Origin of the sequence: Candidatus Paralachnospira sp. LCP21S3_A2, assembly GCF_052118925.1 — a bacterium.
In the GTDB taxonomy this organism is placed as follows: domain Bacteria; phylum Bacillota; class Clostridia; order Lachnospirales; family Lachnospiraceae; genus Lientehia.
The window spans coordinates 95813-119403 of the sequence record NZ_JBQKGG010000006.1 but is presented as its reverse complement, the minus strand read 5'-3'; the positions used below and the strand labels follow the sequence as shown (position 1 = coordinate 119403).

Genomic DNA, 23591 nt, shown 5'->3' with positions numbered 1-23591 from the left:
AGATATGCCTCTTCAGGATTGTTCATTCCGTAATTGGTAACTCTTTGATTTTCATTGTTCTCTTCTCAAAACGCGTTTCAAGATTAAATTTAATTTTCAATTATATACTACCATATTGTTTTCGATTTGCGAAGTATTATATTAATTAATTCCTGTATTTTTATAACTTGCTTGCGGAAATATATGTTTTTTGTTTTTCTCTCATCTTCCATTCTTTTTTCTGAAAGTAAAGGGGAGTCGGGAAATAGATAGTTCCAAAGCAGGGAGGGTATGACTCACAACGAGTCTGCCCTCCCTGAAATTTATCTGAAAAAAGAAAAAAAGATGGCTAACGACAACCATCTTTTTCTCCGTTACATGTTATAATGTAACCTGAAAGAGATGTTATAGAAAGTGAAAAATTAAAAGAAGAGCTTTATTATTAAAACTTGTAAAGTGGTGTTATAGAAGAAAAGAGAGGAAGCGTCATGCGGACACAGCAGGAGATCAACAAAGAATGGTCGGATAACTCGGAAAATTACAGTGCTATCATTGACGATGAGCTGAACAGCTTTCGGGCGGAGGCCTGGAGGCGAAAGATTCTGGAGCAGGTACCGTCTGGAAAAAAGTTAAAAATTCTGGATACGGGCTGCGGGCCGGGATTTTTCACGATTCTGTTAAGTCTTGCCGGTCATGAGGTCATTGGAATCGATGGAGCAGAAGGAATGCTTTTGGAGGCAGAGCGGAAGGCGGCAGCTTATGGCGTTCATCCGGAATTTCGAGCCATGGACTGCCATCACCTGGAATTTCCGGACAATACCTTTGACCTTATCATCAGCCGTAATGTGACCCATGCCCTTCGTGAGCATAAAACAGTTTATGCACAGTGGCTGCGGGTACTGAAGCCGGAGGGTATTCTTTTGATTTTTGATGCAAACTGGCATCTGATGAAGACGGATCCTGCGGTTCATGAAGAAAGTCTCCGCCGCCAGGAGGCGTGTGTTCAACGTTATGGTGATGCCTTTGATACGAAAACGAAGAACAAAGAAGAACGCAGAAAGAAGGATCTGGAGGGGGAGCATGTTCTGGGAACGAAGCAGCGTCCTGACTGGGATCTTGGTTTGCTGGAGGGACTTGGTTATGTCAACATTTGTACGGAACGTGATATTACTGAGGAGCTGTGGGACGAAAAAGAGCAGTTATTATATGGAAATACACCGATGTTTATGATCCGGGCTGAGAAGCCATAACGGTTTTATCAGTACCGGCTCCAACTGTTCCGGCTGTTTCCGGAAGAATTGCATTGTCATTTTCCCCATAACATGATAAAGTATGGGAGGAGATGATTTGCAATGGAAAGAAATGAAAAAGCAAACAAAGGAGTCTGGTCCATTCATGGTCTGGATATTTATGTACTTGGACTGATGGCAGCGCTGATCTCATTTCTGGGATTTGTGGTGGAAAATCTGTGGCTGGCGCTGACAAAGGGGTATATCAATAACCGAAATATGAATACTCCGTTCCTGCTGGGCTACGGTATGCTGGTGCTGGCAATTTATTTTCTTCTCGGAACACCTCAGAAGATGAGTCTTCCGGAGTCTATGAGAAAACGACAGAAGAAAAATCGAAACGATCTGCTGTACTTTTTATGCGCCATGTTGTTTGTGTGCGTGGGAGAGATTATTCTTGGTATTGCAGTAGAATATTTATGTGGAATCGAATACTGGAATTATTCGGCGATTCCGCTTCATATTACCAAGTATACCTCAATTCCGACCAGCATCGCATTTGCGTCTATGATCACGCTGTTTATGGGGCATGTGTTTGAGCCGATGATCCGGCTGATCTCAAGAATGGATTACCGGATTATCCGGATTGTCAGTGTGGTGCTGATGGTGATCATGCTGTCGGATTTTTTTGTGAGCTTTGGCATGATGATTAAAAAGAGAAATTTCTATTTGAAATGGAAGATCATACTGAGAAAATAACAGAGGGGAAGATGAAATGAAAAAACAGGGATTTGACAATGAAAAGTATCTTCAGATGCAGTCGGAGCGGATTCGGGAACGGATCTCTCAGTTTGGCGGAAAGCTGTATCTGGAATTCGGCGGAAAACTGTTTGATGATTACCATGCGGCCAGAGTGCTTCCCGGTTTTCAGCCGGACAGCAAGCTTCGGATGCTGCTCCAGATTAAGGAACAGGTGGAAATCGTCATGGCAATCGGTGCTGCGGATATCGAAAAAAACAAGGTGCGTGGAGATCTGGGAATTACCTATGATTCCGATGTACTCCGGCTGATCGATGAATTCCGGGGAATTGGTCTGTATGTGGGAAGCGTAGTACTTACCAGATTTCAGGGCCAGCCGGCGGCAGAGGCGTTCCAGAAGCGTCTGGAGAATCTTGGTGTCCGCGTATATCGTCATTATCCCATTGAGGGATATCCTTCCAATCTGGCGAAGATCGTAAGCGAGGAAGGATATGGAAAGAATGATTATATTGAGACCAGCAGAGAATTGGTCGTTGTGACGGCTCCCGGACCGGGGAGCGGAAAGATGGCAACCTGTCTTTCCCAGCTTTATCATGAGCATAAACGCGGGATTCAGGCCGGTTATGCGAAGTTTGAGACCTTTCCCATCTGGAATATACCTTTAAAGCATCCGGTTAACCTGGCCTATGAAGCGGCTACGGCGGATCTGGATGATGTAAATATGATCGACCCGTTCCATCTGGAAGCATACGGGGAAACAACCGTTAATTATAATCGTGATGTGGAAATCTATCCGGTTCTGGCAGCCATGATGGAAAAGATCGTGGGAAGCTGTCCTTATAAGTCTCCGACTGATATGGGTGTAAATATGGCCGGGAACTGTATTTTTGATGACAAAGCAGTGCGGGAGGCCTCCTGCCAGGAGATCATCCGGCGTTATTATACGGCGCTCTGTGAAAAACGGAAAGGGATTGTGGACGATCAGGTGGTTTATAAGCTGGAGCTTCTCATGAAACAGGCCGGTATCACCACAAAGGATCGTATCGTTGTCAGTCCGGCATTATTAAAAGAAGAAGTTACCGGAATGCCGGCGGCCGCTCTGGAGCTGCCGGACGGACGGATCGTGACCGGACGGACCTCCGAGCTTCTTGGGCCGTCTGCTGCCGTACTGCTTAATGCACTGAAGGAGCTGGGTGGAATTGATGACAGCGTAAAGCTGATTTCCCCCTCCATTATCGAACCGATTCAGAAGCTGAAAGTCGGCGCTCTGGGAAACAAAAATCCCCGCCTTCATACCGATGAGGTCCTTCTGGCACTGTCAATTTGCGCTGCGTCCGATCCAAGAGCTCAGCTGGCGATGGATCAGCTTCCCAGGCTCCGCAACTGCGAAGCACATTCCACCGTAATCCTCTCCGGCGTCGATGAAAAAATCTTCCGCCGCCTCGGAGTCAACATCACCTACGAGCCCAAATATCAGACCTCAAAACTTTACCACGTGTAACAACAGTCCTGCGCGCCAGGCAAAACGTAAAAACTCCTCACAGCGAATATATTCGCCAGTGAGGAGTTTTGGCGTTTTGGGCTGATGGGCGGGACGCCCATCAGCCACAGACAGAAGCTGCGAAGCAGCGTTCGTGTTCCGTTTGCAGTCTTTCCGAAATTTTACATTTAAATCCACGAAAACCCATTGACAGCGGCCCGGAAATATGTATAATTAAATCTGTTTGCGAGTTTAGCATTTCTAAACTTTGAGTTTAAAATTGTAGACTTTCTGAAAGGCAGGGAATCATGGATATAGGGCAGAAACTGAAGGAGCTGAGGGTGTTAAAAAACCTGACGCAGGAAGAACTCGCCGATCGGGCAGAGCTGTCCAAGGGATTTATTTCCCAGCTGGAGAGAAATCTGACCTCCCCGTCCATCGCCACATTAACGGATATTCTTCAGTGCCTCGGAACAAGTCTCAACGAGTTCTTCACGGAAGAACCAGAAGAACAGATCGTGTTCGGAAGCGAGGATTTTTTCGAAAAGATTGACAGCGATCTGAAAAACAAGATTGAATGGATCATACCGAACGCCCAGAAAAACATCATGGAACCGATTTTTCTGACATTGGAAAAAGGAGGATCCACATACCCTGATACTCCTCACGAAGGAGAAGAGTTCGGATATGTACTTCAGGGAAGCATCATGATCCATCTGGGAAATAAAAGCTATCGGGCGAAAAAAGGCGAAGCCTTTTACTTCACACCGGATAAAAAACATTATCTGACATCAAAAAACGGCGCAACCCTGATCTGGGTAAGCTCACCACCAAGCTTCTGAGCGATAAGCGACGAACGCGGCAGCTGTCCGACCTGCCCGCCTGCTTGCAGGAAAGGGCAGGTCAGACAGCTGCCATGTGAGTGCAACGGACATCGAAAAGGCCGAAGGCCTTGAGATGGATCGTCGCTTATCGAGAAGAACAGAAGACGCCGGCTGTCGAAGCAGGACATCGAAAAGGCCGAAGGCCTTGAGATGGTTCGTCGCTTATCGAGATCACATTAATCGTATTATTTTCATATAGAGGAGAAAACCTATGAGTACACCACTGATTCGCCTGGAGGGCGTGTCGAAAACGTTCGACGATACCATGGTTCTGGACGACCTGGAGCTGTCCATCCGGGAAAATGAATTTATGACCCTGTTAGGACCAAGCGGCTGCGGAAAAACGACCACGCTCCGGATCATCGGCGGGTTCGAGAAGCCGGACAAGGGGCGGGTGCTTTTTGACGGCAAGGATATCACAAACCTGTCACCAAACAAGCGGCAGCTCAACACGGTATTTCAGAAATACGCCCTGTTTCCCCATATGAACATCGAGGAAAATATTGCTTTCGGATTAAAGATCAAAGGAAAGTCGAAGGCGTACATTAGGGATAAGATCTCCTATGCCTTAAAGCTGGTAAATCTGGACGGCTACGAAAAGCGGAGTGTTGATTCTCTTTCCGGCGGACAGCAGCAGCGGATCGCGATCGCGAGAGCCATCGTGAATGAGCCGCGGGTCCTGCTTTTAGATGAGCCTCTGGGAGCGTTGGATCTGAAGCTGCGCCAGGATATGCAGTATGAACTGATCCGCCTGAAAAACGAGCTGGGGATCACCTTCCTTTATGTGACCCATGATCAGGAGGAGGCGCTTACCATGTCCGATACGGTGGTGGTCATGAATCAGGGCTATATCCAGCAGATGGGAACGCCGGAGGACATTTACAATGAGCCGGAGAATGCCTTTGTGGCAGATTTCATCGGTGACAGCAACATCATTGACAGCATCATGATCGAGGACAGGCTGGTGGAGATCCTCGGTGTGAAATTCCCCTGTGTGGATGTGGGATTCGGAACGAATCAGCCGGTCGATGTGGTGATCCGTCCGGAAGACATTGAGCTTCTGGAACCGGGGAAGGGAACACTGGACGGCGTGGTATCTCATCTGATCTTTAAGGGTGTACACTATGAGATGGAGGTCATGGCCGGCGGCTTTGAGTGGCTGGTACACTCGACAGCCTGTTATCCGGTAGGTACAGGCGTGAGCATTCATGTGGATCCCTTTAATATTCAGATCATGAAGAAACCGGAATCCGAGGACGAGGAGGCCGTGGGAGTCAATGAGTAAAAAAACACTTGCAGCACCGTATATCATCTGGATGATCGGATTTACGCTGATTCCGCTGGCCCTGGTGGTATTTTACGGGCTGACTGATAAAACCGGAGCATTCACCCTAGAGAACATCATGGCGATCGCTTCTACGGAGCGCATGAATGCACTGCTCCGGTCGCTGAAGCTGTCGCTGATCAGTACGCTGATCTGCCTGATCCTGGCCTATCCGCTGGCCATGATCTTAAAAAGCCTGAATATGGGAAAGGGAAGCTTTGTGGTATTCCTGTTCATTCTGCCCATGTGGATGAATTTTCTGCTTCGGACCATGGCGTGGCAGACGCTTCTGGACCGGAACGGCGTCATCAACAGCATTCTGAAATTTTTACATCTTCCAACCCTGAACCTGATCAACACCCAGGGGGCCATTATCTTTGGCATGGTCTACAACTTTCTGCCGTTCATGGTCCTGCCTATTTATAATGTGCTGATGAAGATTGGAGATGATAAGATCGAGGCGGCCAGAGATCTTGGAGCAAATGCGTTCCAGACCTTTGTGAAGGTTATTTTCCCCATGAGCATGCCCGGTGTCATCAGCGGCATTACCATGGTATTCGTTCCGGCGCTGACGACCTTCGTTATTTCGAACCTGTTAGGCGGCGGCATGGTGCTGCTCATTGGTAATGTCATTGAGCAGGAGTTTACGTTTACGTCTGATTGGAACTTAGGCTCCGGCCTGTCTCTGGTGCTCATGGTGTTCATTCTGATCAGCATGGCACTGCTTGCAAAATACGATAAAGACGGAGAGGGGGCCGCATTCTGATGGGAAAGTTTTTAAAACGGTTTTATCTGGTGATTATGTTTATTTTCCTGTATGCGCCTATCCTCGTGCTCATGGTGCTGTCCTTTAACAGCTCCAAATATATGTCCAAATGGACCGGCTTCAGTTTAAAATGGTATCAGCAGATGTTTTCCAGTAACCTGATCATGTCGGCACTGCGAACCACGCTGATCATCGCATTTGTTTCGGCGCTGATCGCGACGGTCATCGGGACGATTGCCTGTATCGGGATCAATAATATGAAGAAGGTGCCGCGGACGCTGATTCTTGGGGTCAATAACATTCCGCTTATGAATGCGGATATCGTAACGGGAATTTCTCTGATGCTCTGCTTCATCGCCTTTGGCGTAAGCCTTGGCTTCGGAACAGTTCTGGTAGCTCATATTACGTTCAATATCCCCTATGTGGTGCTGAGCGTCATGCCGAAGATGAAGCAGACGGAAAAAAGTACCTATGAGGCGGCACTGGATCTGGGAGCATCTCCGCTCTATGCGTTCTGGAAGGTGATCCTTCCGGACATTCTGCCCGGTATTCTGTCGGGCTTTCTGCTGGCGTTCACCATGTCCCTGGATGATTTTATCATCACTCATTTTACCAAGGGCGCCGGTATTAACACGCTGTCCACGCTGATCTACAGCGAGGTAAGAAAGGGTATCAAGCCCAGCTTATATGCACTGTCCACCATCATGTTCCTGGCGGTTCTGATCCTTCTGATCATTGCGAACCTGCCCAAGAGAAAAACGACCAAAGGAGAAACGACATGAAAAAGAGATTACTTGCTGCAGGAATGATCGCGGTACTCGCCATGACCGGCCTTTCCGGCTGCGGCGGAACGAAGAAAGAAGACAAGGGTGTTGTGAAGGTCTACAACTGGGGTGAATACATTGATGAAGATGTGATTGCCGAGTTTGAGGCAGAAACCGGAATCAAGGTTGTTTATGATACCTTCGAGACCAATGAGGAAATGTATCCCATCATCGAGGCCGGCGGTGTGTCCTACGATGTGGTCTGCCCTTCCGATTACATGATCGAGAAGATGATTGCCAATAACCTGCTGGCAGAGATCAATTTTGATCATATACCCAACATGGAGTATCTGAGCGAATCTATTATGGAGGGCTCCAGAACCTTCGATCCGGAAAACAAGTATTCCGTTCCTTATACCTACGGAACACTGGGGATCCTTTACAATAAGAAGATGATCACCGATAAGATCACCAGCTGGAAGGATCTCTGGAATGAGGCCTATTCCGGAGAGATCCTGATGTATAACAGCCCGAGAGACCTGTTCACAGCACCTCTGGAAATCCTGGGATACTCGCTGAATACAACAGATGAGGCACAGCTTGATGAGGCGAAAAATATGCTTCTGGAGCAGAAACCTCTGGTACAGCGCTATGTCATGGATCAGATCAAGGACGCCATGATCTCCGAGAGTGCAGCCATTGCCATGTGTTATTCCGGTGAGGTGCTTCAGCTTCAGGAGTCCAATGAAAATCTGGAGTATGTGATCCCCGAGGAGGGAAGCAATTACTTCATCGATTCCTGGGTCATTCCTGCCAATGCCGAGAACAAGGAGAATGCGGAGGCATGGATCAACTTCTTAAATGATCCGGAGATCGCTTATAAGAACTTTGAGTATATCACCTATGCAACCCCCAACACCGGTGCACAGGAGCTGATGGATCCGGAGGCAGCCGCAAACCAGGCTGTGAACCCCAGCGCCGAGGTACTGTCCCGCTGTGAAGTGTTTAAAACACTGGGAGAAGAAGGAGATGCCCTGTTCAACGAACTGTGGCTCCAGATCAAGGACGCCAACTAAAAATCAGATAAAGAAAAATATAACTGCCGCCGCCCCGGGAAACAACTCGGAAGCGGCAGTTACTATTTTGGAGCATATTCGCATCTAAGCAGGCTTCACTGCCCGGACCAGACAGAGGCAACTTATGTATGAGCCGGTTGTCTGGCCTGAATTTTATGAGAACCGCTCTTCCATAGATGGAACGCATCCGAGCCGGGGCCACTGTCCACACTTTTCAGAGGCAACTTTTATATGTGCCGGTTGGAAAGTGTGGGCAGTGGCCCCGGCAGAAAGAACAAATCTTAAAAAATCCGAAAGGGCTTTACCCGGCGTGGAAAAAATGATACAGTATATCTGGACTGAACGACAGACTCCGCTCGGGAAACCTGCGGCGGAGCATAACAAATAAGGAGGCTTTTAGTTGAAATATGACTTCCACTGTCATACAAAGGAGGGTTCCATCGATGCAAAGGTGGATGTCCTGTCGTATGCGAGATTTTTAAAGGGGAAGGGGTTTCAGGGGATGATGGTCACGGATCATAACAGCTATAAGGGTTATCGGGCGTGGCTGAAACAAAAACAGGAAGGACTGGCTCCGGAGAATTTTACTGTGCTCCGGGGGATTGAATATGATACACTGGATGCGGGGCATATCCTGGTGATCATGCCGGATCACGTGGAATTAAAGCTTCTGGAGCTTCGGGGAATGCCGGTACAGCTTCTGGCCCGCGTGGTGCATAAGTACGGTGGGATTCTGGGGCCGGCGCATCCGTATGGGGCAAAGTTTTTAAGTGCCATGTGTTCGAAAAGGCTGGAAAAGGATCCCTCACTGATCCATGAATTTGATTTTGTAGAGGCATTCAATACCTGCGAGACGCCCTTTTCCAATGAAAAGGCGCGGGCACTGGCCAGGATGCACGGAAAGCCCATGTTCGGCGGTTCCGATTCCCATAAGGAAGCGTATATCGGGACAGCTTATACGGAGCTTCCGGAAAAAATCAGCTGCTGCGATGATCTGATCCGGCTGGTAAAGGAGAGAGCGGAGATCACCTGCGGCGGTACAGAGCGGGAACCGAAGATCCAGCGGCCGTTCACAAAAGCAGTACTCGGCATGTGCTGGAAGGTTTACAACCGGGGACTGGCAGTAGTGAAGCAGCATGCCAGAAAGCTCCGGCTTGAGGAAATCGGGCTGCGTCCGGTGCGATGGAGGCACAGACACGCAGTAAGTAATGGAGGAGAATAAGCAAGATGAGAGGAATAAGACAGTGGCTGTCTGACAATGGTGAAGTTGCAGGCATTCTGATATTTATCCTGATCGTGGTTCTGGTGGGAGGAATTTCCTACGGGATCAGCTATGCGGTAGGCGGAAAGACAGGAAGCAGTAAGTCGTCAACCGTGGCAGCTTCGGAAGAGACAGCTTCTTCGGAGGAGACTACGGCGCCGTCTACAGAAGCGCCGTCCGAGAGCACCGAGACTACGGCACCGGAAACCACCGGCCAGCCCAGTACCACAACGGCAGGCAATAACGAGAATACTGCCCTGGGTGAGACGATCAATGAATACGGCGTGTATTTTACCATTGTGGATGAGCAGGTGACTGCCAAGATCGAGACAAACCTGCGTCGTGTGCCCAGTACAGAAAAAGCGGAAGATGTGGTGACAACCATTTATAACGGAGACTGGATAAAGCGGACCGGAATCGGTCATAACGGCTGGTCCAGAGTGGAATACAACGGACAGGTGCTTTATGCGGTTACCAGCTATCTTTCCACCGACGGTTCCAGTGCATCGGAGCCGACTTACCAGGACGTCAGTGATAACGTAACGGCCAAGGAGGAGTGCTATCTGCGGAGTACCCCGGATTCTGCCAATGATGACAATGTGGTTGCAACGTTGTCAGCAGGGACCGTTGTTCCCAGAACCGGAATCGGAAGCAATGGCTGGTCAAAGTTAAATTTTAACGGAACTGAGGTATATGCGGTTACAAGCCTGCTGGAAGTGCAGCAGTAGGACAGCAGGACAGCAGAAAAAGCAGGAGTTAAAAGCAAAAAAGAAACGATATAATCATAAACCCGGATTTGGGCTTCGTGCAGACAGAAGCCCGATCCGGGTTTTGTGCAGTGTCAGTGAACAAAAACACCCCCTGCAGGCTTATGCCTGACAGGGGGCTTCTGTTTTAAATAAAATTTCGTTGTGCAATTAAGCCTTGGGGCCTGCTGCTACGAGTGCCTTGCCAGCTTCATTGCCTTCGTACTTCGCGAAGTTCTTAACGAATCTGCCAGCCAGATCCTTAGCCTTAGCATCCCATTCGGAAGCATCTGCATAGGTATCGCGAGGATCCAGGATTGCGGGATCAACGCCGGGCAGCTCTGTGGGTACTTCGAAATTGAAGTAAGGGATTTTCTTGGTAGGAGCGTTCTTGATGTCACCGTTTAAGATTGCATCGATGATACCACGGGTATCCTTGATGGAAATTCTCTTGCCGGTTCCGTTCCAGCCGGTGTTTACAAGGTAAGCCTTTGCACCGCTCTTTTCCATCTTCTTAACGAGCTCCTCTGCATACTTTGTAGGATGCAGCTCCAGGAATGCCTGGCCGAAGCAGGCGGAGAAGGTAGGAGTAGGCTCTGTGATTCCGCGCTCTGTACCTGCAAGCTTTGCTGTGAAGCCGGACAGGAAGTAGTACTGAGTCTGCTCAGGAGTTAATACAGATACGGGAGGAAGTACGCCGAACGCATCTGCGGACAGGAAGATTACATTCTTAGCTGCCGGTGCGGAAGAGATCGGGCGGACAATGTTCTCGATATGATTGATCGGGTAGGAAACACGGGTATTCTCGGTTACGCTCTTATCAGCGAAATCGATCTTGCCGTTGTCATCCAGAGTAACGTTCTCAAGCAGAGCGTCACGTCTGATCGCGTTATAGATATCGGGCTCGGATTCCTTGTCCAGGTTGATAACCTTTGCATAGCAGCCGCCCTCGAAGTTGAATACACCGTTGTCGTCCCAGCCGTGCTCATCATCACCGATCAGCAGACGCTTGGGATCTGTGGAGAGGGTAGTCTTGCCTGTACCGGAAAGACCGAAGAAGATAGCGGTATTCTCACCGTTCTTATCGGTGTTTGCGGAGCAGTGCATGGAAGCGATTCCCTTTAAAGGCAGGTAGTAGTTCATCATGGAGAACATACCCTTCTTCATCTCGCCGCCGTACCATGTGTTTACGATAACCTGCTCACGGCTTGTGATGTTGAACATAACAGCGGTCTCAGAGTTAAGACCAAGCTCCTTGTAGTTCTCAACCTTAGCCTTGGAAGCATTGTATACAACGAAATCAGGCTCGAAGTTCTCAAGCTCTTCCGCAGTGGGCTTGATGAACATGTTGGTTACGAAATGTGCCTGCCAAGCTACTTCTACGATGAAACGGATTGCCATACGGGTATCCTTGTTTGCACCGCAGAATGCGTCAACAACGAACAGTCTCTTGTTGGAAAGCTCCTTCTGAGCCAGTTCCTTAACAGCCTTCCATGCCTCCTCGGAAGCGGGGTGGTTGTCATTCTTGTATTCATCGGAGGTCCACCATACGGTATCCTTGGAGTTTTCATCCATTACGATGAACTTATCTTTAGGAGAGCGGCCGGTGTAGATACCTGTCATTACATCGACAGCGCCGAGCTCGCTGACTCTGCCCTTTTCATAGCCTTCCAGGCTGGGCTTTGTTTCTTCTTCGAATAACAGATCGTAAGAAGGGTTGTACACGATTTCCGTTGTACCGGTGATGCCATACTTGGTCAAATCAATTTTTGCCATCTTACATTTACCTCTTTCTTTTGATGTGATCTAACTGTCTGCCGGAGCAGGAGTTACCTTGTCTTATGAGGAAGATCCCTTGTCCTCCACTTTAATTATACATATTTAGCTGATAAAATCAATAAAAAAACCATGACATTTTTGAAAAATTGTCAAAGAAAAGACAAGAGATGGGTAAGAAGGAGAAGCCTTGCTTTTTCGAAGGGGGTGCGATACTATCTTTAATAAGAAAAAGCAGGACACAAGAATCAGAGTGAGGAAACGTTTATGAAAATATTCCATCTGTCCGATCTGCATATCGGACTGCGGCTTTACAATCGGGATCTGAAGGAGGATCAGGAAGCGGTTTTTAAGGAGATCGCGGACTATGCGGCGGAGGAACAGCCGGACGCCATCGTTATTGCGGGGGATCTTTATGACCGGGCTGTGCCGTCGGCGGAGGCGGTCGAGGTGTTTGACCGGTTTGTGGAGTGCCTGACTGCGGCTGCACCGGGGACGGTGCTGATGATGATCAGCGGGAATCATGACAGCGGCCCGCGGATCAACTGTTTCCGGGGGATCCTTGCCCGCCAGAATCTTTATATGGTCGGAATGCCGCCGAAAAGGCCGGAGGATCGGATCCAGCAGGTGACGCTGTTTGATGAGCATGGGCCGGTTCATGTGTATCTTCTGCCCTTTGTCCGCCCGTCCATGGTACGGGAGACTCTGGGCGCAGCGCCGGAGGAGCCTCTGTCCTATGAGGAAGCACTGAGGCGGCTGCTTGCGCGGGAGGAGATCTGTACGGAGGAACGGAATGTGCTGGTGAGCCATCAGTTTTATCTGCCGGACGGAACGGACGCCGATACGGTGGAACGTATGGATTCGGAGATCCGCACCATCGGAAACATTGACCGGGTTTCGTCATCGGTACTGGAGCCCTTTGACTATGCGGCCCTGGGCCATATCCATAAGCCCATGAAGGCCGGGGAAGAGCGGTTTTGTTACTGCGGAACGCCGCTTCCTGTTTCAGTGAGTGAGGCTGGCCAGAAAAAAGGGATCGTGGTGGTGGAGCTGGGAGAAAAGGGAAAGGTGAAAACCAGGGTGCTTCCGCTGCATCCGTTAAGACAGGTCCGTATTATCCGGGGTGCTCTGGAGGAGGTTCTTTCCCAGGCGTGCGGCGATTATGTGAGCATCCTGCTGACAGATAAGGAGGATCTTAATGTGCTGGACATGCAGGACAGGCTCCGGGCAGCATTTCCGAGACTTCTGGAGATCCGCCGGGAGACGGTACGCCGGGCGGATTATCAGGCTCTTCCGGCACCGGTGAAGGAGCTGGATCCGTTTGCACTGTGCTGCGCCTTTTTAAAGGAGGCCGATCCGGAGGAGCAGGAGATCCTGCGTGATGTGATCAATGCGGCAGGGGGAGGTGCGGTATGAGACCATTAAAGCTGACCATGGAGGCCTTTGGATCCTACGGGGAAAAAACGGTGATCGATTTTCGAAAGCCAAGCCAGAAGCTGTTTCTGATCACCGGTGATACCGGAGCGGGAAAAACGACGGTTTTTGATGCGATCGTCTTTGCTCTTTACGGAGAAGCCGGTTCAGAGCGGAACAAAAAGAAGGGCGTGGAGCTTCAGAGCCAATTCACAGGCTATGAAACAGAGCCTTATGTGGAGCTGGTCTTTTCGGACGGGCAGGGAGTGGAGGCGCCGGTCTATACCGTGCGGCGGATTCCGCGTCATGTCCGGCCTTTAAAGCGCGGAAGCGGGACGAAGGAGGAGCATGAGCAGGTAAGCCTCCGTATGCCGGACGGAACGGAATATCCCCAGAAGGAGACTGACAAAAAGCTGGAGGAGCTGGTGGGAATCACGAAAAGCCAGTTTATGCAGGTGGCCATGATCGCCCAGGGAGAGTTTATGGAGCTTCTGCGGGCAGGGGCGGAGAGTAAGAAGGCCATCTTCCGCCGTCTGTTTCATACGGAGCTGTATCAGCGGATCACAGAGGAGCTGCAGCAGCGGAAAAAGAAGCAGGAGCGGGAAATGGAAACGCTGCGGACAGAGTGCCGGACAGAGGCCGGACATGCCGAGGTTCCGGAGCAGTATGAGCGTGCCGGGGAGCTGAACGAGCGGAAACAGAGGCTTCTGGCGGCAGAACGGCTGACTTCGGCAGACCTGAAGGGCTTTCTGGAGGAGCTGGAAGAACTGCTTCTCTGGCTGGAAGCAGAATATAAAAAAGCGGAGCATGATGCGGCAAAGGCAGGAGAGCGGAGGGATCAGGCCATAAAAGCCTGCCAGGAGGCAGAAGCACTTTCCAAAGCCTTTGAGCAGCTTGAGCAGGCAGAGCACAGGCTGGAAGAGCTGGAGCAGAAAAAGACAGCAATGGACGGGCAGAGAAGGCTGGGAGAAGCGCTGGAGCGGGCGTTTATCATCGAAAAAGAATGGACGATCTGGCAGAAAGCGGAAAACCAGAAAACCCGGATCCAGGAGAAGCTGGTACAGGGAAATGAGGAACTGCCGGCGCTGGAGGCGCAGGCGGCTCAGACGAAGGAGCAGGAAGCGGAAGCGGAGGCCTGTTATAAAAAAGCAATTCAGAAAGAAGAGAATGTATGCCGGGCTGTGGAAGCAGCATGTAAGGCGTTTGAAGCACAGGAAGCGGCAAGAAGGGAAATCCTGGCGTGCAAAGAGAAGCTGGAGGAGATAAACGGACAGAGAAAGAATAAACAGACAGAAAAGGAAAATCTGGCAAAACGGCTGGAGGAAGTGAATGCAGAGCTGGAGCAGCTTTCCGGAGCCGGGGAACGGTTCCGCAGTCTGGCGGAGCAGAAAAAACGACTGGAGGAGCTGGAACGGCTGTTATGGGAGTGGGAACAGGCAGAAGGTGAGCTGTCCGGGGCGGAGGCGGCCTTCCGTAGCGCACAGGAACAGTATCAGGCTATGAGCCGGAGCTGGTCGGAGCTCCAGGCGGAAGAGACGGACATGAGCCGCCGGTTTTATGATGCTCAGGCGGGAATCCTGGCGAGAGAAGAACTGAAGCCGGGAAAGCCCTGTCCTGTCTGCGGATCCCTGGAGCATCCCATGCCCCATGTGTTAAAGCCGGAGGAGGAAACATTAAGCCGGGAAACGCTGGAGGCTGTGAGAAAGAAACTGGTTCAGGCTGCCAGGAAAAGGGAATCGGCATCCAAAACAGCAGGAGCCGCCGGTTCCGAAGTGAATGAAAAACAGGCAGCGGCAGAGCAGGCAAGAAAGCGGTTTCTGAGAAATCTGGAATCGCCGGAAGAAAAGGAAGCCGTCGGAACAATGTCGGAAGAATGCGAAGAGGACTTTGTGAGGGGAGGAAAGTCTGCACCGGAAAACGGAAGAATTGTGCTGGACAGGGAAACGCTGCGTTACCAGGAAGAATGGAAACGCCGTCGTGGGGAAGCAGCTCTGGAACAGACGAGAAAAGAAGAAAAACAGAGGCTGGAACAGAAACAGGAAGCTCTGGCGGCGGAGCTGGAAATGCTTCGGAACCGGGAACAGAGTGAAAAGGAGGCGCTGGCACGGGCAAGAACCAGAGAAGAAGCGGCAGCTGCGCCGGCAGAGTATGATACAAAGGCGCTTGCTCAGGCAGCACGGGCTCAGGTGATAAAAGAGCGAAAGGAAGCAGAGCAGGAAGAAAACCGGAAAAAACAGGCGGCTGCTCAGGCAGCAGAGCTGGTTTCCGCACGGAAAGAAGCGGTCCGTCAGTGGAAGGAGCAGCTTCCGGGGCTTATCAAGGATGCAGAAAACGCAAGGGCTGAATATCAGGCGAGGGCGTGCGAATATCAGGACTGGAAAGCGGAAGCAGCATCAAAAGCGGAAGCAGCATCAAAAGCAGAAGCAGCATCAAAACCGGAAGCGGCATTAAAAGCGGAAACAGCATTAAAAGCGGAAGTAGCATTAAAACCGGAATGGAAGCGCCTGACTGAGCAGTATGATCCTGCAATGCCGGAGAAAATCCGCCGGGAAACGGAAGCATACCAGAGGCTTTTGAGTAGTGCCCTGGGAAGCAGACAGACATCGGAAAGGCTGATTGCCGGGAGGGAGAGGCCGGATCGGGAAGCACTCCGGAAAGCGCAGAAAGAAGCGGAAGCAGAGTATCGAAGCGCACAGGAGCGCAGTCAGGAGCTGAAAAACTGCCTTCGGGCTGACCGGAGTACCATGAAAGCCCTTCGGCCAAAGCAGAAGGTCCAGGCGGCAAAGCTGGAGCATCAGGGAAAGCTGGAGGGACTTTACCAGCTGTTTGCCGGGAAAGTCACCGGCTCCCGTATGGATCTGGAAACCTATGTCCAGCGGTATTATCTGGAACGGATCCTGACGGCAGCAAACAGGAGATTTCTGGAAATGTCCGCCGGCCAGTTTGAGCTGCGGCTGGTGGATCTGGAAAATGCCGGGGACGGAAGAAACCGCGGTCTGGATCTTATGGTCTATTCCTATGTGACCGGAAAGACACGGGAGGTACGGACCTTGTCCGGCGGGGAATCCTTCCTGGCGGCATTGTCTCTGGCGCTCGGCATGGCAGATCAGATCCAGCAGAGCCAGGCAGCCATCAATCTGGATATGATGTTCATTGACGAGGGCTTTGGATCTCTGGACGATCATGCCAGAGAGCAGGCCGTCCGTGTCCTTCAGGAAATGTCCGGAGGCTCCCGCCTTATCGGGATCATTTCCCATGTGACTGAGCTGAAACAGGAGATCGAGGATCAGCTGATCGTGACAAGAGATGAAACCGGAAGCCATGTCCGGTGGCAGATCAGTTAGGAAGCTGCTTTGTGCCGGAGGAGCGTGATGCCGGGGATTTCAGAACCGGCGATTTCCACCGCTGTAACGCCAAAGTATCAGATGGGGAAGAAGGCGGCGGAGTTTTTGTATGAGAGAATGAACGGATATGACGGCCCTTCCAGGCATGAGGTATTAAGGGCACAGCTCGCAATCCGAAATTCAACACTGAAAACGGCGGCGAAGACTTTGGACGCAATTGTCCTGGATGATCGAAATACGATCTATAAGTAAACCGAATATTTGAACAAGGAAAGTCCTGTTCGCCTTACGGGCGACTTCCATCGGAGTCGCGTGAGGCGGAGGGACTTTTGTTCTCTTTCTGAAATTTTTTCTACGATCCTATTGAAAAACCGCCCTTTCTTCCTATATAATAGTCAGCAGAATCGGCCCTCGGGCATAAGAAACAGAGAAAGGGACAGGGAGCCATGAAGTTACTGGAAGAGCGTATCAGAAAAGATGGAATTGTAAAAGAAGGAAATGTATTAAAGGTAGATTCGTTTCTGAATCACCAGATGGATATAGAGCTGTTTAATCAGATGGGAGAAGAATGGGCGAGACTGTTTGCAGACTGTCCCGTGACCAAGATCCTGACAGTGGAAGCATCGGGAATCGGAATCGCCTGCGTGGCGGCCCAGCATTTTCATGTGCCGGTGGTCTTTGCGAAGAAAGCGAAGTCTCTGAACATTGACGGTGAAGTGTATGCCACAAAGATCCAGTCCTTTACCCACAAGCGGGTCTATGATGTGATCGTGTCCAGGAAGTTCCTCGGACCGGAGGACCATGTGCTGATCCTGGATGATTTCCTGGCCAACGGCTGTGCACTGGAGGGACTTCTGGAGCTGGTGGAAGCGGCGGGAGCCAGCGTGGCAGGAATCGGAATCGCTGTGGAAAAAGGCTTCCAGGGCGGCGGTGACCGGCTTCGTGAAAAGGGCCTCCGGCTGGAATCCCTTGCCATTGTGGAGCGTATGGATCCGACAACAGGCGAGATTGTATTTCGTTAAGAGAGGAGTAAGGGAAGGAGGAAGCCGGAGAGAAACCATATGAAAAACAATGCAGCAGAATACGAAGTAAAATTAACAAGGGAGCAGGCAGATGACGAACTGTCGGTCCTGCGGAGAATGTTTAAAGAGGTCAGTCTCGTGGATGCGTCCTCCTTTCAGGAGCTGGATGAGGCCAGTCTTGCGGCACAGGTGCTGCGGGAGAAGTGCCAGAAAACGAGGCTGGAATATGTGGGATCGGAGCTTTACGAGACGGTGGTACGGTATGTGGAAATCGATGATGTGCCACATATTCTGAAATTTTCGCTGACAGTGGAGGGTGACCTGCTTCAGACGAAAAAAACGGAGAGCAACGAAGAAAACGCAGGAAATATTTACAGCACCCTTTATACAGATGCACTGACCGGAGCTTATAACCGCCGGTATTATGAGGACAGGATAAAGCGTCTGCCGGTGACCGGCGGTGTTGCCATGATCGATCTGGACGATTTTAAGCTGGTGAATGATATCTATGGACACGATGCGGGTGATATGATTCTGGCGGCTACGGCGGCCATCATCAGGCGGCGGATTCGCCGGGACGATGCGCTGATCCGGTTCGGCGGTGATGAATTTATTCTGGTTATGCCGGGAATTTCCGATGAAATGTTTGACAGAAAGCTGGATGAGATCTGCAAGCGGCTTTATCAGGAAAAACTGCCGGAGAGCATGGAATTCCAGATTTCTGTGAGTATGGGCGGGCTGGTCGTGAAGGAACAGACCGTGGAACTGGCAGTGCTGCAGGCCGACAAGCTCATGTATCAGGCAAAGGTGAAGAAAAATATGATCGTGACGGAGTGGCGCCGCTACCAGGCAGAGAGCATGGAGCTCCAGGAAGAAAATCTTGGGGAAGAGCGGCCGCTGATCCTCATTGTGGATGATTCTCTGATCAACCGCACAATCTTAAAAGAAATGCTCCAGGACAATTATGATATTCTGGAGGCGGGAGACGGAGCGGAAGGGCTGGGGGCTTTAAGCCGCTATGGAAAGAGTATTGCCCTGGTGCTCCTGGACATCATGATGCCGGTGATGGACGGGTTTGGCGTGCTGGAAAAGATGCAGGAGCAGGGATGGATCAATGATATTCCGGTCATTATGATCTCCAGCGAGGATTCTGCTGATCTGATCAGCCGTGCTTATGCGATGGGCGTTTCCGATTATATCAGCCGTCCCTTTGACGCCAGCGTGGTCTACAAGCGGGTCTATAATACCATTAAGCTTTATGCCAAGCAGCGCCGTCTGGTCAATATTCTGACAGAGCAGGTACGGGAGAAAGAGGAAAGCCGGAAGATCATGGTGGGCATTTTAAGCGAGATCGTTGAGTTCCGGAACGGTGAGAGCGGACTTCATGTTCAGCATATCAATGTGCTGACGGAGATGCTTCTGGAGCGGCTGACAAAGCTCACCGACCGTTACAGCTTAACCCGGGCAGAACGGGATCAGATCGTTATGGCCTCATCCCTTCATGATATCGGGAAAATCGGGATTGATGAAAAAATTCTCAATAAGCCGGGAAGGCTGACGGCTGAGGAGACTGAGGTCATGAAGCAGCATACCCTCATCGGTGCCGGAATCCTGAAACGGCTGAAGCCTTATCAGGAGGAGCCGTTAGTCAAGACGGCGTATCAGATCTGCCGCTGGCATCATGAACGGTATGACGGGCAGGGCTATCCGGACGGACGAAAGGGAGAGGAAATTCCCATTTCGGCACAGGTGGTTTCCCTGGCGGATGCGTATGATGCGCTGGTGAGTGAGCGGGTATATAAAAAGGCTTTCAGTCATGAGAAAGCCCTGGAAATGATCCTGAACGGGGAGTGTGGAGCCTATAATCCGATCCTTCTGCAGTGCCTGAAGGATATTCACGGAGACATCCGCAGTACCGTCTATGAAGTACATCATTCGGAAGCAGCGGAAGACGAGAGCATGCCGGAGAACTTTGGTGGACATCTGAGCGGAAGTGTGTTAAGATAGCGCCTTTGACAGTGATATTTAGAGAAACACCGCAGAAAGGCTTATTCTACATAGCTTTTCCGGCGGTGCTTTTTGTTTTATAATATAGTTTTTTGAAAACTAAAGAAGTTTGAGAGAACAATAACGATTAACCAACAGCCTCTTTTCTTTTACCTCATATCCCCATATTGTCTACTATATCTAATCCATCTAAAATTCAGCCCACGATGCAGGCGTCTGCGGTTCTCTCTGAGGAGAAGCAGGCCGGAAGAACATCTGTGGGCTGATCAGTTCCTGTTAATCGAGGCGGTACCTCAGTGCTTATTTTGCCAGTACTGCCTTGTGGAATACTTTCTTTCCCTTTCGGATCTTGACACCGGCTTCCAGAGCAGTCTTTGTAACCTTGGTGTCGAGGGCTGCCTTTTCGTCATCAATGGTGACGCCGCCCTGCTGAACGAGACGTCTTGCCTCGCTTCTGGTGGGAGCCAGCTTGCAGGCCATCATCAGATCCAGGATTCCGATGGCATCCTCGGTGAGCTGATCCCCGGAGATCTCCGTGGTAGGCATATCGGAATCATCGCCGCCGCCCATGAACAGTGCGTGGGATGCGGTCTTGGCCTTGTCGGCTTCCTCTTTGCCGTGAACCAGACAGGTCAGCTCGTAAGCCAGAATCTCTTTTGCTGTATTCAACTGACTGCCCTCCCAGCTGTCCATCTTGTCGATCTCTTCCAGAGGCAGGAAGGTGAGCATACGGATGCACTTTAAGACGTCGGCATCGCCGATGTTGCGCCAGTACTGGAAGAACTCGAAGGGAGAGGTCTTATTGGGATCCAGCCATACGGCGCCCTTGGCGGTTTTGCCCATCTTTTTGCCTTCGGAATTCATTAAGAGGGTGATGGTCATGGCATAAGCGTCATCTCCCAGCTTCCGGCGGATCAGCTCGGTGCCGGCCAGCATGTTGGACCACTGGTCATTGCCGCCGAACTGCATGTTGCAGCCGTAGTTCTGATGCAGGTAGTAAAAGTCGTAAGCCTGCATGATCATGTAGTTGAACTCCAGAAAGCTTAAGCCCTTTTCCATTCTCTGCTTGTAGCACTCGGCGCGGAGCATGTTGTTGACGGAGAAGCAGGCGCCCACATCGCGGAGCAGATCCACATAGTTCAGCTTCAGAAGCCAGTCGGCGTTGTTGACCATGATGGCCTTGTCTTCGCCGAATTCAATGAAACGCTCCATCTGTTTTTTGAAGCAGTCGCAGTTGTGGTCGATGGTTTCCTTTGTCATCATGGAACGCATATCGGTACGGCCGGAAGGGTCACCTACATGGCCGGTGCCGCCGCCGATGAGGACGATGGGCTTGTTGCCTGCCATCTGGAGACGCTTCATGAGACAGAGTGCCATGAAATGTCCCACATGGAGAGAGTCTGCGGTGGGATCAAAGCCAATGTAGAAACGGGCATTTCCCTTGTTGATCAGTTCCCGGATCTCCGGTTCGTCTGTGACCTGGGCAATGAGGCCGCGGGCCTGTAATTCTTCATAGATCTGCATAATGATAATCCTTTCTCAGAAAACATAGTGAAATAAAAATACCCTCTGTCCCATGGACAGAGGGCAAAAGTTTCGCGGTACCACCTCTTTTTGAACTGCCTTCGCAGACAGCTCCTCATCGGGAACTTTTATCCGGATCGGACAAGCATTCCTCTGCGCAGTAACGGGCGCATCCGGTCAGCCTTACTGAGATTCCTGTTGGGGCGGACAGCTCCGAGATGTATTCAGAACGGAACCGCCTGTACCCTTTCACCGACCGGGAACTCTCTGGAAAGCGGGGAAACCGTCTTACTTCTTCTCATCACAGCGTTTTGTTATAACACTAACTGGATTATAACAGAAAAAATAAAAAAAGCAAGGGGAAAATGATAAAAAAGAAAGCAGGTAAAATACCAGACAAAATGCCCCGGTCCGGAAAAGAGACCAGGGCATGGAGGATACGGAGAAATTAATGGGCTTCGCTGTATTCCAGGGCTGCAGCCACGAATCCGCGGAACAGCGGATGGGGACGGTTGGGACGGGACTTGAATTCCGGGTGTGCCTGGGTGGCAATGAACCAGGGATGGCTCTTTAGCTCGATCATCTCAACGATCCGTCCGTCAGGGGAGATGCCGGAGAGAGTCAGGCCCTTTTCCACCATGACTTTACGGAAGTCGTTGTTGACCTCGTAGCGGTGACGGTGGCGCTCATGGATCAGTTCGGTACCATAAAGCTCATAGGCCTTTGTGGTCTTGTCCAGAACGCAGGGGTAGGAGCCGAGCCGCAGGGTTCCGCCGATGTCCTCGACACCGTTCTGATCGGGCATCAGATGGATCACGGGGTGCGCCGTCTGAGGATCCAGCTCTACGCTGTGTGCATCGCCGTAGCCGACCACATCACGGGCAAATTCCACGATGGCAAGCTGCATGCCGAGGCAGAGTCCCAGGAACGGAATGTTGTTTTCACGGGCATATTTGATGGCCTGGATCTTTCCTTCGATGCCGCGGCTGCCGAATCCGCCGGGAACGAGGATTCCGGATACATCACCCAGAAGCTCTGACACGTTGGATTCATTGACTTCTTCGGAATTGACCCATTTGATGGTCACATCGGCACGGTTGGCAACGCCGCCGTGATGAAGGGCCTCAACAACGCTGATATAAGCATCATGAAGCTGGATATATTTTCCGACAAGAGCCACAGTGACCTTCTTCTTCGGATGCTTCCAGGCATCGATCATGGCCTTCCATTCGGACAGATCCGGCTCCGGGCAGTCCAGCTTCAGGCACTGACAGGCAACCTCGGCCAGATGCTCCTGTTCCATAGCGAGGGGCGCTTCATATAAAATATCCACATCAAGGTTCTGAAGTACATGGCTGGCGGGAACGTTACAGAACAGCGCGATCTTGGAGCGGAGCTGCTGGTCCAGGGGATATTCGGAACGGCAGACGATGATATCGGGCTGGATGCCGATCCCCTGGAGCTCCTTGACACTTGCTTGGGTGGGCTTTGTTTTCAGCTCGCCGGAAGCCTTTAAGTAGGGAATCAGAGTGACATGGATCAGAATGGCATTTTCATGACCGACATCATGCTGGAACTGACGGATCGCCTCCAGAAACGGCTGGCTTTCGATGTCACCGACGGTACCGCCTACCTCAATGATGGCGATTTCCGTGTCCTTGGTGGTGTAGTTCCGGTGAAACCGGTCTTTGATCTCATTTGTGATATGGGGGATAACCTGTACTGTTCCTCCGCCGAAATCTCCGCGGCGTTCTTTGGACAGAACCGACCAGTAGATCTTGCCGGTGGTCACGTTGGAATTCTTTGTGAGACTTTCGTCGATGAAGCGCTCGTAATGGCCGAGATCCAGATCGGTCTCCGCACCGTCATCGGTGACAAATACCTCGCCATGCTGGATCGGGTTCATGGTTCCGGGGTCGATGTTGATATAAGGGTCAAACTTCTGCATGGTGACGTTGTAGCCCCTGGCCTTTAACAGACGTCCCAGAGAGGCCGCCGTGATTCCTTTGCCAAGGCCGGATACCACGCCGCCGGTAACGAACACATACTTTACAGGCATACTTATCCTCCTTTTTTCATAGTGAAGCGGTATGTTGAAAAAAATAACTAAGACATTATACAACTATGGAAACAAGAATACCAGAGTTTTTTTGTGATTTTTTTGAGTTCAGAAGAAATTTTGACGAATATGAGATGGAACAAAAAGAGAAAATGTCGTTCAGTTTATAAATCGTTAA

General features: G+C 50.7%; 18 protein-coding genes and 1 other annotated feature. Of the genes, 15 read left to right on the top strand and 3 right to left on the bottom strand.

Translation table 11 applies throughout. The features are described 5' to 3' along the window. Positions 1-467: 467 nt before the first annotated feature. From ACTQ3K_RS06745 to ACTQ3K_RS06700, 10 genes are all read left to right on the top strand, one after another. Positions 468-1229 carry a class I SAM-dependent methyltransferase gene (locus ACTQ3K_RS06745; RefSeq protein WP_441568112.1) on the top strand — a complete coding sequence of 254 codons (762 nt, stop codon included), beginning with the start codon at positions 468-470 and terminating at the stop codon, positions 1227-1229. A 102-nt stretch (positions 1230-1331) separates the two neighbouring features. Then, positions 1332-1967 carry a putative ABC transporter permease gene (locus tag ACTQ3K_RS06740; RefSeq protein ID WP_441568113.1) on the top strand — a complete coding sequence of 212 codons (636 nt, stop codon included), beginning with the start codon at positions 1332-1334 and terminating at the stop codon, positions 1965-1967. A gap of 16 nt (positions 1968-1983) precedes the next feature. After that, a complete protein-coding gene (locus tag ACTQ3K_RS06735; protein ID WP_441568114.1) occupies positions 1984-3468 on the top strand; it encodes a DUF1846 domain-containing protein in 1485 nt (494 codons plus the stop codon). Positions 3469-3755: 287 nt separating this feature from the next. Beyond that, positions 3756-4289: a helix-turn-helix domain-containing protein gene (locus tag ACTQ3K_RS06730; protein WP_441568115.1), complete on the top strand. Its 534-nt coding sequence runs from the start codon at positions 3756-3758 to the stop codon at positions 4287-4289. Between the two features lie 253 nt (positions 4290-4542). Beyond that, on the top strand, positions 4543-5616 hold the full coding sequence (locus ACTQ3K_RS06725; protein WP_441568116.1) for an ABC transporter ATP-binding protein: 1074 nt from the start codon (positions 4543-4545) through the stop codon (positions 5614-5616). Beyond that, a complete protein-coding gene (locus ACTQ3K_RS06720; protein WP_441568117.1) occupies positions 5609-6421 on the top strand; it encodes an ABC transporter permease in 813 nt (270 codons plus the stop codon). Before ACTQ3K_RS06725 ends, ACTQ3K_RS06720 begins: the two co-directional genes overlap by 8 nt. Continuing rightward, positions 6421-7203 (top strand): ABC transporter permease, encoded by a 783-nt coding sequence (locus ACTQ3K_RS06715; RefSeq protein ID WP_441568118.1) that lies wholly within the window; start codon positions 6421-6423, stop codon positions 7201-7203. Before ACTQ3K_RS06720 ends, ACTQ3K_RS06715 begins: the two co-directional genes overlap by 1 nt. Next, entirely contained in the window at positions 7200-8261 is a 1062-nt protein-coding gene (locus tag ACTQ3K_RS06710; RefSeq protein ID WP_441568119.1) for an ABC transporter substrate-binding protein, read from the top strand. The genes ACTQ3K_RS06715 and ACTQ3K_RS06710 overlap by 4 nt, the downstream gene beginning before the upstream one ends. 400 nt (positions 8262-8661) lie before the next feature. Further along, positions 8662-9483, top strand: a complete 822-nt coding sequence (locus ACTQ3K_RS06705; protein ID WP_441566687.1) for a PHP-associated domain-containing protein — start codon at positions 8662-8664, stop codon at positions 9481-9483. Between the two features lie 5 nt (positions 9484-9488). After that, complete coding sequence (locus ACTQ3K_RS06700; RefSeq protein WP_441566688.1) at positions 9489-10250, top strand: hypothetical protein; 762 nt, start codon at positions 9489-9491, stop codon at positions 10248-10250. A 189-nt stretch (positions 10251-10439) separates the two neighbouring features. On the opposite strand, the gene pckA is transcribed toward ACTQ3K_RS06700, so the two are convergent. Continuing rightward, entirely contained in the window at positions 10440-12044 is a 1605-nt protein-coding gene (gene pckA / locus ACTQ3K_RS06695) for a phosphoenolpyruvate carboxykinase (ATP) (protein WP_441566690.1), read from the bottom strand. 267 nt (positions 12045-12311) lie between these two features. On the opposite strand from pckA, the gene ACTQ3K_RS06690 reads away from it, so the two are divergent. From ACTQ3K_RS06690 to ACTQ3K_RS06670, 5 genes are all read left to right on the top strand, one after another. Further along, on the top strand, positions 12312-13460 hold the full coding sequence (locus ACTQ3K_RS06690; protein ID WP_441566692.1) for an exonuclease SbcCD subunit D: 1149 nt from the start codon (positions 12312-12314) through the stop codon (positions 13458-13460). Further along, complete coding sequence (locus ACTQ3K_RS06685; RefSeq protein ID WP_441566694.1) at positions 13457-16801, top strand: AAA family ATPase; 3345 nt, start codon at positions 13457-13459, stop codon at positions 16799-16801. Before ACTQ3K_RS06690 ends, ACTQ3K_RS06685 begins: the two co-directional genes overlap by 4 nt. 27 nt (positions 16802-16828) lie before the next feature. Beyond that, positions 16829-17053, top strand: coding sequence for a substrate-binding domain-containing protein (locus ACTQ3K_RS06680; protein ID WP_441566696.1), 225 nt, complete (start codon positions 16829-16831; stop codon positions 17051-17053). 194 nt (positions 17054-17247) lie between these two features. Beyond that, positions 17248-17823 carry a xanthine phosphoribosyltransferase gene (locus ACTQ3K_RS06675; protein ID WP_441566698.1) on the top strand — a complete coding sequence of 192 codons (576 nt, stop codon included), beginning with the start codon at positions 17248-17250 and terminating at the stop codon, positions 17821-17823. A gap of 39 nt (positions 17824-17862) precedes the next feature. Beyond that, a complete protein-coding gene (locus ACTQ3K_RS06670; protein WP_441566699.1) occupies positions 17863-19830 on the top strand; it encodes a diguanylate cyclase in 1968 nt (655 codons plus the stop codon). 300 nt (positions 19831-20130) lie between these two features. On the opposite strand, the gene tyrS is transcribed toward ACTQ3K_RS06670, so the two are convergent. After that, positions 20131-21354 (bottom strand): tyrosine--tRNA ligase, encoded by a 1224-nt coding sequence (gene tyrS / locus ACTQ3K_RS06665; protein WP_441566701.1) that lies wholly within the window; start codon positions 21352-21354, stop codon positions 20131-20133. Between the two features lie 56 nt (positions 21355-21410). Next, positions 21411-21668, bottom strand: a binding site (T-box leader). 134 nt (positions 21669-21802) lie between these two features. After that, on the bottom strand, positions 21803-23413 hold the full coding sequence (locus ACTQ3K_RS06660) for a CTP synthase (RefSeq protein ID WP_441566703.1): 1611 nt from the start codon (positions 23411-23413) through the stop codon (positions 21803-21805). Between the last annotated feature and the right edge of the window lie 178 nt (positions 23414-23591).

Bases quoted from the DNA above. Each gene is read 5' to 3' on its own strand.
- ACTQ3K_RS06700 (WP_441566688.1), top strand. From the start codon at position 9,489: ATGAGAGGAATAAGACAGTGGCTGTCTGACAATGGTGAAGTTGCAGGC.
- ACTQ3K_RS06660 (WP_441566703.1), bottom strand. From the start codon at position 23,413: ATGCCTGTAAAGTATGTGTTCGTTACCGGCGGCGTGGTATCCGGCCTT.
- ACTQ3K_RS06740 (WP_441568113.1), top strand. From the start codon at position 1,332: ATGGAAAGAAATGAAAAAGCAAACAAAGGAGTCTGGTCCATTCATGGT.
- ACTQ3K_RS06680 (WP_441566696.1), top strand. From the start codon at position 16,829: ATGCCGGGGATTTCAGAACCGGCGATTTCCACCGCTGTAACGCCAAAG.
- pckA (WP_441566690.1), bottom strand. From the start codon at position 12,044: ATGGCAAAAATTGATTTGACCAAGTATGGCATCACCGGTACAACGGAA.
- ACTQ3K_RS06685 (WP_441566694.1), top strand. From the start codon at position 13,457: ATGAGACCATTAAAGCTGACCATGGAGGCCTTTGGATCCTACGGGGAA.
- ACTQ3K_RS06735 (WP_441568114.1), top strand. From the start codon at position 1,984: ATGAAAAAACAGGGATTTGACAATGAAAAGTATCTTCAGATGCAGTCG.
- ACTQ3K_RS06730 (WP_441568115.1), top strand. From the start codon at position 3,756: ATGGATATAGGGCAGAAACTGAAGGAGCTGAGGGTGTTAAAAAACCTG.
- ACTQ3K_RS06690 (WP_441566692.1), top strand. From the start codon at position 12,312: ATGAAAATATTCCATCTGTCCGATCTGCATATCGGACTGCGGCTTTAC.
- ACTQ3K_RS06720 (WP_441568117.1), top strand. From the start codon at position 5,609: ATGAGTAAAAAAACACTTGCAGCACCGTATATCATCTGGATGATCGGA.
- ACTQ3K_RS06715 (WP_441568118.1), top strand. From the start codon at position 6,421: ATGGGAAAGTTTTTAAAACGGTTTTATCTGGTGATTATGTTTATTTTC.
- ACTQ3K_RS06670 (WP_441566699.1), top strand. From the start codon at position 17,863: ATGAAAAACAATGCAGCAGAATACGAAGTAAAATTAACAAGGGAGCAG.
- tyrS (WP_441566701.1), bottom strand. From the start codon at position 21,354: ATGCAGATCTATGAAGAATTACAGGCCCGCGGCCTCATTGCCCAGGTC.
- ACTQ3K_RS06710 (WP_441568119.1), top strand. From the start codon at position 7,200: ATGAAAAAGAGATTACTTGCTGCAGGAATGATCGCGGTACTCGCCATG.
- ACTQ3K_RS06675 (WP_441566698.1), top strand. From the start codon at position 17,248: ATGAAGTTACTGGAAGAGCGTATCAGAAAAGATGGAATTGTAAAAGAA.
- ACTQ3K_RS06745 (WP_441568112.1), top strand. From the start codon at position 468: ATGCGGACACAGCAGGAGATCAACAAAGAATGGTCGGATAACTCGGAA.
- ACTQ3K_RS06725 (WP_441568116.1), top strand. From the start codon at position 4,543: ATGAGTACACCACTGATTCGCCTGGAGGGCGTGTCGAAAACGTTCGAC.